The 12,018-nt window shown below is 75.1% G+C and carries 9 protein-coding genes; 2 read left to right on the forward strand and 7 right to left on the reverse strand.

All coding sequences use genetic code 11. The features are described from left to right. Positions 1-179: 179 nt before the first annotated feature. Positions 180-827, reverse strand: a complete 648-nt coding sequence (locus ABZU32_RS33670) for a GntR family transcriptional regulator (protein ID WP_354928746.1) — start codon at positions 825-827, stop codon at positions 180-182. Positions 828-861: 34 nt separating this feature from the next. Beyond that, a complete protein-coding gene (locus ABZU32_RS33675; protein WP_354928749.1) occupies positions 862-1,839 on the reverse strand; it encodes a serine hydrolase in 978 nt (325 codons plus the stop codon). Between the two features lie 193 nt (positions 1,840-2,032). Here ABZU32_RS33675 and ABZU32_RS33680 point away from each other — a divergent pair, with 193 nt between their 5' ends. Further along, on the forward strand, positions 2,033-2,581 hold the full coding sequence (locus tag ABZU32_RS33680; RefSeq protein ID WP_354928752.1) for a hypothetical protein: 549 nt from the start codon (positions 2,033-2,035) through the stop codon (positions 2,579-2,581). Between the two features lie 264 nt (positions 2,582-2,845). Here the strand turns inward: ABZU32_RS33680 and ABZU32_RS33685 are convergent, their stop codons facing one another. From ABZU32_RS33685 to ABZU32_RS33695, 3 genes are all read right to left on the reverse strand, one after another. Continuing rightward, positions 2,846-6,220: a BTAD domain-containing putative transcriptional regulator gene (locus ABZU32_RS33685; protein WP_354928755.1), complete on the reverse strand. Its 3,375-nt coding sequence runs from the start codon at positions 6,218-6,220 to the stop codon at positions 2,846-2,848. Positions 6,221-6,428: 208 nt separating this feature from the next. After that, positions 6,429-7,490, reverse strand: coding sequence for a lysylphosphatidylglycerol synthase transmembrane domain-containing protein (locus ABZU32_RS33690; RefSeq protein WP_354928758.1), 1,062 nt, complete (start codon positions 7,488-7,490; stop codon positions 6,429-6,431). Between the two features lie 123 nt (positions 7,491-7,613). After that, positions 7,614-8,477 (reverse strand): PIG-L family deacetylase, encoded by an 864-nt coding sequence (locus ABZU32_RS33695; RefSeq protein WP_354928761.1) that lies wholly within the window; start codon positions 8,475-8,477, stop codon positions 7,614-7,616. A 172-nt stretch (positions 8,478-8,649) separates the two neighbouring features. Here ABZU32_RS33695 and ABZU32_RS33700 point away from each other — a divergent pair, with 172 nt between their 5' ends. Next, positions 8,650-9,786 (forward strand): glycosyltransferase family 4 protein, encoded by a 1,137-nt coding sequence (locus ABZU32_RS33700; protein WP_354928764.1) that lies wholly within the window; start codon positions 8,650-8,652, stop codon positions 9,784-9,786. Positions 9,787-10,367: 581 nt separating this feature from the next. Here ABZU32_RS33700 and ABZU32_RS33705 read toward each other — a convergent pair. Further along, positions 10,368-10,499 carry a hypothetical protein gene (locus tag ABZU32_RS33705; RefSeq protein ID WP_354840924.1) on the reverse strand — a complete coding sequence of 44 codons (132 nt, stop codon included), beginning with the start codon at positions 10,497-10,499 and terminating at the stop codon, positions 10,368-10,370. Between the two features lie 350 nt (positions 10,500-10,849). Next, the coding region (locus tag ABZU32_RS33710) for a hypothetical protein (RefSeq protein ID WP_354928767.1) at positions 10,850-12,018 on the reverse strand (1,169 nt) is incomplete at its 5' end.

Here is a 12,018-nt window from a genome sequence, read left to right on the forward strand (position 1 = left end):
TCTTCGGCCCGGTTACGCTTCTGTTAGCCGCTCTGCCCGGGTACGGGTCGCGGCCGTCTCGGGCCGGGGTTCGCCGGCCTTTCGCCGGGGTCTCCTCGAACGCCGGGTCCCCCGAACGCCGGTGACGGGAGCAGCGCCGGGTGGCGCCTGGAGCGGGTGGATCTCCACCGCTTTCCAGGTCAGCCGATGTAGGTGCGGGCTCCGTGCGCGGCGAGGGCCGCGACGACCGTCGCGGGGTCGCCCGAGGCGACCGCCTCGTACAGGCGCCGGTGGCGCACCACCCCCTCCGACGGCGTGCGCTGCTCGGCCTCCCTGCGCAGGTTGGCCGCCATGTACAGCTGCAGCTTGGACACCACCGGCTCGTACGCCAGCAGCAACTGGCGGTGGCCCGCCAGCGCCACCAGCGCGATGTGGAACCGCCGGTGCGCCTCGTTCTCGGCCAGGGCGTCCCCCGCCTCGACCGCCCCGCGCATGCCTTCGAGCGCCTCGGCCAGCCCCGACAGGTCGTGCGCCCCCGACGGGGGCAGCGCCGTCCACACCGCGTAGCGCTCCAGCACGTCGCGCAGCCCGAACAGCTCGTCGACGTCCTTGCCGGACAGCTCGGCCACCCGGACGCCGCGCCGGGGCAGGTGCTCGACCAGGCCCTGCTGCGCGAGCGAGCGCAGCGCCTCGCGCAGCGGCGCCCTGCTGGTGCCGAAGCGCTGGGTGAGCTGCTCCTCGATCAGTCGCTCGCCCGGGGCCAGCGCCCCGCTGAGTATCTCGTGACGCAGCCGCCGCATCGACAGCTCGACGAGGCTGGGGGAGTCGAGGACCCCGTCAGATTCCACCCGCACACCTCCCGGGGCCCATTGTCCGCGAGCCTCAGACGCCGTTCGCGCTCGCCCCGTCGAGAAGGACCCGGGCGCTGCTGTAACGGGCGGCGTCGCTCCTGTCGCCGAGGACCGCCCCGACCAGCGTGTGGCCGCCGCGCACCGAGGTGAACAGCAGGCAGTAGCCGGCCGGGCGCGTGTAGCCGGTCTTCAGCCCCTGCGCCTCGTCGGGCAGCAGGCGGTTGGTGTTGCGCCAGACGTGGGCGCGGTGCACGGCCGTCTTCCCGGTCGCGTACCGCGGGGTGCGGGCGATGGTGGCGATGACCGGGTCGGCCAGGACGGCGTTGGCCAGCCTCACCTGGTCCTGCGCGGTGGAGCGGTCGCCGCCGGGCTTGGGCAGCCCGTCGGCGTTCTTGTACACGGTGTCGCGCATGCCGAGCGTCTTGGCCGCGCGGTTCATCTTCGCCACGAAGTTTCTGACGCCCGGTCCGTAGCGCCGGGCGAGGGCGTTGGCGGCGTCCGCCCCGGACGGCAGCATCAGCGCGTACAGCATGTCGCGCACGGTCAGCCGCTCGCCGGCCCGCAGCCCGGCGTGGGTGGCGCCGTTCGCGGCGGCGTGCCTGACGTCGTCCTTGGACACCGTGACGAGGTCGTCCAGCGACGCCGAGCGGCGCACCACGTACGCGGTCATGACCTTGGTCAGGCTGGCCACGGGAACCCGGCGGGTCTGGCGCCTGGCGTACTCGACCGTTCCGGCGGTGACGTCGACCAGGTAGGCCTCCTTCGCCGTGACCGCCGCCGCGCCGGCCCGGCCGCTCGTGGGCAGCGCGGCGAGGGTCGCGCTCGTGGAGGGAGCGGCGGTCGTGGCGCTCACGGTTCCGGCGGCCGGGGCGGTCGTGGACATCGTCGCCCCGGCCGCCCTCGCGGGCGCCGTGAGGGCGGCCGGGGGGCGCGGCGCCGGGCCCGCGAGGGCCGGGCCGGCCGGGCCGGCCGTGATCAGGGCCGCTACCAGGATAGGGAGAACCGCCATGCGCATCCCGTTATGATCCCATGCCCACCAATCTGGGCATGCGCATTGACGCGAGATGCCCGGGCGGCGATCGTGGTACTTTCCGCCCGCGCGATCCCGGCCCCCGCACCGGCCCCGTCGCGACTGCAAGCGGACGGCAAGTAGGAGACAACCAGCCCCGCGTACACCTGAGGGTGAACGAAAGGGGCGGGGCATGAGAGCGGGGCGCAGCATGGAGCCGGTACGCCGTCTGGCGCCGATCATGGCAAGCGGCGTGGCGAGCGTCTTCAAGCTGCTGATCGCGACGCTGGCCTTCTGCGGGGCCTACTTCGGCGTGGCGGCCACCGGTGGGCCCGCCGTCCCGGCGCGGGCCGGCGAAACGGCCGCCGGCGAGCAGGTCAGGACCGTCACCCTGTCCGCCCAGGCCATGCCGGTCGAGATGGGCCGCGCGCCGAGGCCCGGCCTGGTGACGGTCGGCGCCGCGGAGTCCGGCGCGCCCTGCCCGCGCGCCTACCACGCGCAGAGCTTCCTGGCCGGCGGCGCCGGCCGTGCGGCCGCCTACGAGTGGAGCCTGCGGCGCTGGAACCCCGGCCGCCACGCGTGGAAGACCGTCAAGGTCTCCGCCGCCGGCCGGGTTCTGGGCGGGCCGCGCACCGTCGAGTGGCGTCCCCGCGTCGCCGGCGCCCCGGGCTGGTACCGCGTCGAGCTCGCGGTGACCGGCGGCCGGACGATCGCCGGCGAGAGGTTCAAGGTCACCTGCTGAGGGCAGGACCCCGGAGCCACGTGCCGGCCGGACCGGCGCGGCCCGGCCGGCACGCGGCAAGGACCGGCATGACCGCTCTGAGAAGCACAACGCCGCGGCCCCCCGCGCCGAGAACACGCAGCGTCCCGTGACGCCGGTGCCGCGGCACCCGCACGCCACGCCCAGATCACCGCCCGGTGCCCGGGCCGCGCCCGGATCACCGGCCCCGCCCTGCCTTCACCGGTGAAGGCAGGGCGGGTCAGACGGTTCCCAAGGCGGGGCGGGTCAGACGGTTCCCAGGCCCTTTCGCGCCGCCGTGACCCAGCGGGGGACGCCGACCCGTTCGGCCACCGCCAGCGCCTTCTCATAATGCCTGCGCGCGTCCTCCGGCTGCCCGAGGTGCATGGCGAGGTCGCCGAGCGTCTGCGCGACCGGCCACAGCGCCACGACGCCGGTGCCGACGCCCGCGATGCGGTCCGACAGCGGGCCGAGGGTCGAGTAGGCGTCCTGCATGCGGTCGCGGTCGCCGAGCAGCATCCCGGCCAGCGCCCGCCACGTCGTCGCCAGCTCGTACAGGAAGTCGGCGCGGACGGGGGGCCGGATGGCCGCGATCGCCCGCGCGTCCTTGGTGTGGCCCGCCGAGGCCAGCGCGACGGCGTAGGCGTCCAGCGTCCACTTGGCGCCGCGCCGGTGCGCCTCCTCCAGGGCCTCGACCATGTCGGCGGCCCTGCCGTCCACCAGGTGCAGGCAGAACGTCGTGATCAGCGGCAGGTCCTGGCGGCCCTCCAGCATGCCGGCGCGCGCCGTGAGCCGGGCGGCGTCGCGGTAGGCGCGCTCGGCGCCGGCGTAGTCGCCGGTGATCATCATGCGCATACCGGCGTACCAGGCGCCCACCGCCGACGGCGCCGGCAGGTCGTACCGCCTGGCCAGCCGCTCGGCCGAGCTCATCTGCGCGTCGGCCTCGGCGAAGTCGCCGCGCGCCGCCGCGCACTCCATCAGCACCAGGTGGGCCAGCGCCCGCACCGCGATCTGCCCGGACGCGGCGCCGACCTGCAGCAGCTCGCGGCCGATGGCCTCGCGCTCGTCGACCACCGTGATCACATACGACTGGCGCAGCCGGCCGCTCAGCGCGACGGCGAGCAGCGCCGGGTCGCCGCTCTGCCGGGCCAGCTCCTCGGCCTCCAGCGACGCCTCGTATCCGCGTCCGGTGGCCGAGCCCTCCAGCTCCAGCGCCAGGGTGGCCAGCAGGCTCGCGCGCAGCGACCGCTCGCTCGGCGGCAGCTCGATCAGCGCCCGCTCGGTGACGTCGACGATCTCCCACGCGGTGCGGGTGAGGTCGCGGGCGATGCCCTTGTAGGGGACGGCCACCGACGCGGCGATGCGCGCGGTCAGCTCCAGGTCGCCGAGCGGCAGGGCGGCGTCCATCGCCTCGCGGCGGCGGGCCCGTGCCGCCGTCATGTCGCCGCACAGCGCCAGCGCCTTGATCAGCCGGAGCTGGAGCGTCAGCCGCTCCTTGGGCGGCCCGCCCGTGGGGTGGGCGCGGTCGAACGCCGCGATGGCCCGCTCCCACAGCGTCGCGGCCTCCCGGTGGGCGAAGCGCCGCTCGGCCTGCTCGGCGGCCAGGCCCGCGTAGTGGACGGCCTTGGCCGCGGTCTCCACCGTGCCGGCGGCGTCGTAGTGGTGGGCGAGCGCCGCCACGTCCGACCGCGACCGGCTCTCGATGACCGAGGCGACGGCCGCGTGCAGGCGGGACCTGCGCAGCCGCGAGGCGTCGGAGTACAGCGTGTCGCGGACCAGGTCGTGGTCGAACCGCAGCATGCCCGGCCCCGGCTCGGTGACCAGGCCGGCCAGCAGCCCGGCCTCGACGGCGTCGACGACGGCGTCCTCGTCGCCGGAGATGTCGACCAGCACGTCGATGTCCACGTCCCGGCCGATCACCGCGGCCTGCAGCAGGATCTGCTGGGCCGTCACCGGAAGGCGGGCGATGCGGCGGCGCAGCACGTCGCGCACGCCGGAGGGCACCTCGGAGATGACCTCGGCGGCGGTGGCGCGGCCCCCGGTGGACTCGGAGTCCAGCAGCCGGACGGTCTCGCGGACGAAGAACGGGTTGCCGCCGGTGCGTTCGACGATCGTGCCCAGGGCCTCCTCGTCGACCTCGCGGACGCAGGTGGCGCGCACCAGTTCGGCCACGGCCTGCTGGTCGAGCCCTTCCAGGCCGACCCGCACCGGCCCGAGCCGGGCCAGGGCCGCCAGCACGTCGGACTGCTGGTCGTTGAGCTCGCCGTCGCGGCAGGTCACCACGAGCAGCACCCGGCCGGTGGCAAGCAGGCTGGGCAGCGCGCGCAGCATGGCGAGCGTCTGGTCGTCGGCCCAGTGCAGGTCTTCCAGGGTGAGCAGCACGGGCGCCTCGCGGGCGATGCCGGCGATGTAGCCGCCGACCGCGCGGTGCAGCCGGAAGCCGCCGGAGGCCTGGTCGTCCTCGTCGGCGGGGGCGGCGTCGTCCAGCAGCGGCGCGAGCAGCGGGCCGTACTCGCCGGCGCCGCGCACCGCGACCAGCGCGCGCAGGACCTCCACCCACGCCCAGCCCGGCGGGGTGGCGCTGCTGTCGGGGCAGCCTCCCGAGGCGGTGATCCAGCCCTGGCGGGCGAGCTCCTGGCCGAGCTGGCGCACCAGCGTGGTCTTGCCCGCGCCGGGGTCGCCGCCGACCACGGCGGCGGTGAAACGCCCGGACAGGGCGTGCGGCGCGGCGCCGGTCAGCCGGGCCAGCTCGGCGTCCCGGCCGACGAACGGCTCGGCGGGCAGCGGCGGGACGTCCGCGGCGGGGCTCTCGGCGCGCGGCGGCCAGGTGCCGCCGGGTTCGGCGAAACGCTGCTGCCGCTGCGGGACCGTCAGCTCCAGCCCTGGATCCTGGGACAGGATGTCGGACTCCATCTTGCGCAGCGCGGGGCCCGGGTCGATGCCGAGCTCGTCGGCCAGCATCGTGCGGGCCCGCCGCAGCGCGGCCAGCGCGTCGCCCTGCCTGCCACAGCGGTACAGGCCCAGGGCCAGCAGCCGCCAGCCCTCCTCGCGCAGCGGATGCTCGCCGGTCAGGGCCTCCAGGTCGGGCACGGTCTCGGCGTGCAGGCCCAGGCGCAGGCCCGCGTCGGCGTGGCGCTCGCGGGCCACCAGCCGCAGCTCGGCCAGCCGGTTGACCTCCGCCTCGGCCCACTGCTGCTCGGCGAAGTCGGAGTAAGGGGTGCCGCGCCACAGGCCGAGCGAGGTCTCAAGGCCCGAGCGCGCCGGCTCGGGATCGTCGTTGTCCAGGTACTTGCCGGCCGAGCGCACCATCGACTCGAAGCGGAGCGCGTCGACCTGGTCGGGCGCGGTGCGAAGCGCGTACCCCGAGGCGACGGTGACCAGCAGGCGGTTGGGGCCGCCGCGCGGCCGGCCGGGCTCGAGGACGCGGCGCAGCCGCGAGATGTAGACCTGCAGCCCCGACTGGGCGCCCTTGGCGGCCTCGTCGCTCCACAGGTCGAACAGCAGTGTGTCGACCGGCACCACCTGGCCGCGCGCGACCAGTAATCGCGCCAGCACGGCGCGTTGCCGAAGCCCGCCGAGGTCGACCTCACCGTCGCCGTCGTCGTACGCCTCGACCGGCCCAAGAACGCGGAACGTCACCATGTCAGCCGCCACGCTATGCGGGCCCGTCGAGCGCGCACAAGCTATTCGTCAAGGCCCGCCTTCCTTCTCTCGCCGCGCCGTCGCGGATGCCTCGGGCGGCCCACGGGTGTGACGAGGCTACAGGACGGGGAACGCACGGCGACAACGACGTGGCAGGGGGTATCGGCCCGCACTTCGGCCCGGCGGCGCCGCGCGTCCGCGCCCGGGTTCAGGCGTGGGACGCGGGCTCGGGCGAGCGGTCGTTACCAGCCGATCTGCGCCGCAGCAGCGACCACGCGCCGAGCGCGAGGCCGCCCCAGGGGATCTCGATGGTGTAGGTCCAGAAGCCGAACAGGATCGCCGCCGCGGTCGCCGGGCCGGGCTGCTGGCCGAAGGCGATCAGCAGCGCCGCCGTGCCGCCCTCCATGATGCCCGCGCCGCTCGGCGTGACCAGGGCGCTGGTGAGCACCCGGCTGACCGCGAAGACCGCGACGGTCTCGGCCGGTCCGGGGTAGGCGCCGGTGGCCACCGCGCAGGCCGCCATCATCAGGCACTGCATCACCAGGAAGCCCACCATGCCGAGGGAGAGCCCGGGCCAGCGCCGGTGCACGATGCCGGCCGTGTCGGCGCGCAGGCGGTGGACGGCGTCCGCGGCGTAGTGCTCGGCCGGGCGCAGCCTGCGGGGCAGGACGCGCATCGCGCCGTCGGCGGCGCGGCCGAGCAGGTCGGCGGCCCGCTCCCAGTAGAGGGCGGCGGCCACCACGGCGACCAGCACGAGGATCGACAGCGCGCCGCCCCAGGCCGCGCTGGTGACCCGGGGGTCGGGGATGCGCCCGGCGACGAGCAGGGCGATGATGCCGGCGGCCGGCAGGATGAACCGGAACAGGGTGTTCCAGATGCCGGTGACCAGCGTGTAGACCACGACGGGACGGGTGGCGAAGCCCCAGCCCTTGGTCATCCCGAAGGTCAGCGCCACGCCGGCCGCCCCGCCGAACGGCAGCAGGTTGCTGACCGCGCTGCCCGCGGCGTTCAGCGTGAGCGCCTGCAGGTGGGTGAGGCCGGGCAGGCCCGAGGTCATCACGAAGGTGTAGGCGTACAGGCTGAGCAGCCACAGCACGGTCATCAGCAGGATCATCGGCCAGCTCAGGGCCGCGAACCGCGCCCCGATCTCGCTCCAGCTCACCTGCGCGCCGGTGAGCGCGTGCACGATCTGCGGCAGGAACACCACGAGCAGGACCGCCAGGGCCAGGGAGGCCACCGAAAGGCCGGCCTGCACCCATCTGTTCCTCATCAGTGCTCTCCATGTCCGTTCACGGGCCGCCCGTCGCGGCCCCCGCCGATGCGCGATCCCAGTCTGCCGGGCCGTCGCGGCGCCCATCTCCTCCGCAAGGACGAGATGGCCCCTGGCCGCCCCCTAGCCCGCCTCCCCGGCGGCCTCCTCCACGGCCCGCGCCGCCGCCCCGGCCTCCGGCAGGTCGTCGAAGGGATGCGTGCGCCGGGTGCCCGGCGGCAGGTCGCGGCGGACGTACCACTCGGTGCCGAAGATCAGGCGGTACAGCGGGCCGGGGATCCGCAGCATGACCGCCAGCGTGCGGTCGCTCCCGCCTCCGCTCGCCTGGCTGGCGTGGGCCGCCATGCTGGCCCGTTTGACCCTGGCGAACCTGCGCACGTTGACCCGGTGGGTGATCGCCTCGCCGGGGGAGTAGGCCCGCTCGAAGGAGCGCACGTCGAACTCCGGCGGGAAGCGGTAGAAGCGCTGGGCGAGCCGCAGGCCCCGCAGCAGCGGGTCGCGGTTGACGGTGGCCTCGAGGAGGATCGGGGTGCCGGCGATGCCGGCCGCGCGCTGCCCCACCCGGTACACCTGCACGTGGTCGGGGTGGCCGTACCCTCCGGCCGGGTCGTAGATGGTCAGCAGGTCGGCGCCCTCCTCCCGCAGGACGGCCGCGAGCCGCTGGGCGGCCTCCTCGATGTCGGCGTCGATGAAGGCGTTCTCCGGCCGGTCGTCGCCGACGCCGCCGCCCTCGCCGAGGCCGGAGTCGCCGTAGCCGAGCAGCACCACGCGGGCCACCCCGAGCACGGCGGCCGAGGCGTACAGCTCGGCGGTGCGCGCCTCGGCCAGCTCGTCGCCGTGGGGCAGGTCGGCCAGGCCGCGCTCGCCGGCGGTCGCCACGACGAGGACGACCCGATGGCCCTCGGCCGCCAGCATCGCCATGGTCCCGGCGGTCAGCAGCGCCTCGTCATCGGGATGGGCGTGGAAGAACACCGCGGTACGTGCCACGCCGCCATGATTCCACGGCGCCGCCGCCGAGCTCTCCGCCGCCTCCCACGCGGTGCCTCCAGAAGCCCTCCGCAACGCTTCAAGAACCAGCCGCCCCCGGCTCGCGCCCCCGGCTCGCGCGTTTGATGCCGGTGGCGGCCTCTGCCAGTCTGGCGGGGTGCGGATCCTTCACGTGAGTGACTGCTACCTGCCCCGGCTCGGCGGCATCGAGGTACAGGTGGCCGACCTGGTGCGGTCGCAGGCCGAGGCCGGACACGACGTCGAGGTCGCCACGGCGACCCCGGGCGAGCGCCTGCCCGGCGTCCACCGCATCGTGGCGCCGATGCCCTTCGACCTGCCCGTCCATCCCCGCGGCGGGGTGCACCTGCTGCGCCTGATGGCCGCCCGCCGCCCCGAGGTCGTGCACGTCCACACCGGCGCGGCCTCGCCGTTCGCGTGGATGGGGGTGCGCGCGGCCGTCCGCGCCGGGCTGCCGGTCGTGGTCACCGTGCACAGCATGTGGGACCCGGTGACGCGCACGATGTACCGCGGCCTGGACTCGCTGTTCGGCTGGACGTCGTGGAGCATCGTGGGCACCACGGTCAGCCACGCCGCCGCCCGCCCGATCCGCGCCGTCACCGCCGGGCGGGTCCCGGTCGACGTGGTCTCCAACGGCCTCGACGTCTCCACCTGGCGGCCGGAGGGGGAGGCGCCGCCGATGGAGGGCGACGAGGTGCACGTCGTGGCGGTGGGCCGGCTGGCTCCGCGCAAGCAGCCGGTGCGCCTGCTCAAGCTGCTGCTGGAGGCCAGGCGGCGGGTGCCGGCGGAGATCCCGATGCGGGCGACCCTCGTGGGCGACGGCCCCGCGCGCGGGTCGATGGAGCGGTTCCTGCGGTCCCACGGCATGCAGGGCTGGGTGTCGCTGCCGGGCCGTTACTCGCGCGAGCGCATTCGCGAGCTGCTGGCCTCGGCGGACGTGTTCGTGGCGCCGGCGCCACGGGAGTCGTTCGGCATCGCGGCCCTGGAGGCGCGGGCGGCCGGCGTGCCGGTGGTCGCGCGGGCGCAGAGCGGCGTGGCCGACTTCGTGCGTCCCGGCAAGGAGGGTCTGCTCGGACGGTCCTTCGACGAGCTGGTCCGCGCGGTGGCGCGCCTCGCACGCGACCGCGAACTGCGCGAGCAGATCGCCCGGCACAACAGAGAGACCGAACTCACGCGCTGCACATGGCCGGCGGTCCTCGAAGGCTTCGAACACTGCTATGCCTCGGCGAAGTCCGCCGTGGAAATGCGTGGGCCGGAAGAATCCGGTGGGAAAGGTTTTAGCGGGCGTTAGAAGGGAAGGACGCGGCCGGAAGGGCTGCGGAGGTCCAGAGGGCTCGGACGGCGCGTGGGCTTCGGCCGGGGTGTGATGAGAATCCGTTTCATGTCCTTCTCCTTCGGTACGGGCTCACACTTCCCTCGTCACTCGTCGGCGGGCAGGTCCGTTGCCTCAGTGGTGACTCCGCGGTCGGGGCGAGGTGCGTGGGACCCGACCTCACCTCCTGTTTACCCGCTATTGGGCTGCCGCAGACGCTTTCGACCCCAGTTTCTCCGATCTTGATGTGCCGCGTAACCCCTAGCTCTCCCCAGCAGGGCCGATTACGGCCCTTTCGCAGGCTCCTGCGAAGACGCATGTTCATGTGGACGTATTCAAATCCTAAAAACGCGATGTTTCCAGCGATTATCGAACGTGTTGCGGGTGCCCGCCCCGCGATGGCCGGTGCGGGCCCGCGTATTCGCCGCCGTGAGCCCTCCGGGACCGTCCGTGAAGGGCGCGGCGTCGGTGAACGGCCGGGGTGATCCGCCCGCGATGGATTCCCCGAAGGCGCCGGTACGGGCGCGACCGCGCGCGGCGGCCGCCGCGGGCTCGGCGGCTCAGTGGACGGCGTTCCACACGGTGATGGCGGTGCGCCATGCGAGCAGGGTCATCTCGAGTCCGAGGCGCAGCCATTCGCGGCGTTCGCGGCCGGCCCACCGGGTGCGGTGCTTCTTTCGCCTGTCGGCCATCTGGCCCCCTTTCCATGCCGGTCTCCGGGGGCGGGGAGCGGGGCGCGCGCCCTCGTCGCCCGCCGTGTCCGGGCGTCCGCGCGGGTGCCGTGAACTTCTGTCCGGGGACCGGGGGGCTGGTCGGCGGGCCGTTCGGGATGCAACCATGCCGGGCGCGTCAATAGGCGTTCCGCGTGCGCCCGCAGTGCCGGACGGCGCGAGGCGCTCACCCGGGTGAAGCTGTTCTCCCACGTCAGGCGCACGCGCGGTTATTGACATGATCGTACCCGTCGGTAACGACCTTGAACCTCCCGGCGGGCCCGCCGTTTCCGGGCGTGTCGCGGCGGGGCCGTGCCGCCCCGGGGCCGGGGTCAGCGGTGGCGCAGGATGAAGTCGTCCTCCTCGTCGCCGGCGCCGACGCTGCCGACCGCCCACAGGCCGCTGGCGCCCGGGACGCGGGCGATGCCGGTCCTGCGGACGTCGTCGGACTCCTCGTACTGCTGGCCCTCCCGGTGCTCGCGCACCAGCGGGCCGTACGACCGCGACCACCCCGTCCCGTCGAAGTGGAGGAACAGCGCCTGGCCCGAGTGGTCGGCGTCGACGCCGCTGATCCACACATCGCCGGGACCGAAGCCCGTGACGCCGTCGAGCGCGCCGCGCGGCACCGGCACCTCGACGCGCCGCCACGTGAGGCCGTCCCAGTGCAGGACCAGCGGGGTCTGCGGCGTCCGCGGGCCGCCGCCGGGGGCCGTCACGCCGCCCACCGCCCACACGCCGTCCGGACCGGCCGTCCACACCCCGCGCAGCACCCCGCCGGGGATCGCCGGGGTGCGGGCCCGCTGCCACGACTGGATCGCCGTGCCCGAGACGGCGCTGCCGTGCCAGATCATCGGACCGCCCTGCGCGTCCGGCGCCGCGGCGTCGTTGCCGACCGCCCACACGTGGCCGGTCGTGGCGGTCACGGCCGTGAAGTACCCGTCGGCGCGCAGGGCGTTGCGGAAGCCCCGCCCGGTCCACTCGGTGATCACGCCCTGTGTGGTGTTGCGGCCGGCCAGCCACGCGTGGCCGCCGTGCGCGGCGACGTCGGACAGGACGTACTCCTCGGCCACGCCATAGGGATGCCGCGGCGTCCAGCGCGTGCCGTCCCAGTGGGCCGCGTACGGGCTGTCACCGGCGCCGACGATCCACACGTCGCGGGCGCCCGCCGCGCTCACCCCGAGCAGGCGCCCGGCGTCGCCGGCCCCCTCCGGCGTCTCGGTCCAGCGCGTGCCGTCCCAGTGCTGCAGGGCGGGGCGGCCCTCGCTGTCCTCGGCGCCGTCCTTGTACCCGACGGCCCAGGCGTCGCGCGGGCCGCTCGCCGCGACGTCGAGCAGCGCGGCGGCGCCGCCGAGGCGGGCGCCGGCGAAGAGTTTCCAGTGCGGCGAGGCGGCCGTCCTGCCCGTCGCGGCGGGGCTCGGGCCGGTCGTCGCGGCCCCCCCGGGGGAGCCGGCGCCCGTGGCGGCGGACGTGGCCGCGCGCGCGGGCGGCGCGCCGCCCTGGT

Source organism: Sphaerisporangium sp. NPDC005288 (assembly GCF_040607475.1).
GTDB classification, from domain to species: domain Bacteria; phylum Actinomycetota; class Actinomycetes; order Streptosporangiales; family Streptosporangiaceae; genus Sphaerisporangium; species Sphaerisporangium rhizosphaerae.

Excerpts from the sequence above, each read along its gene's own strand:
- ABZU32_RS33705 (WP_354840924.1), bottom strand. The coding sequence starts at position 10,499 with ATGGCCGACAGGCGAAAGAAGCACCGCACCCGGTGGGCCGGCCGCGAA.
- ABZU32_RS33680 (WP_354928752.1), top strand. The coding sequence starts at position 2,033 with ATGAGAGCGGGGCGCAGCATGGAGCCGGTACGCCGTCTGGCGCCGATC.
- ABZU32_RS33685 (WP_354928755.1), bottom strand. The coding sequence starts at position 6,220 with ATGGTGACGTTCCGCGTTCTTGGGCCGGTCGAGGCGTACGACGACGGC.
- ABZU32_RS33675 (WP_354928749.1), bottom strand. The coding sequence starts at position 1,839 with ATGGCGGTTCTCCCTATCCTGGTAGCGGCCCTGATCACGGCCGGCCCG.
- ABZU32_RS33690 (WP_354928758.1), bottom strand. The coding sequence starts at position 7,490 with ATGAGGAACAGATGGGTGCAGGCCGGCCTTTCGGTGGCCTCCCTGGCC.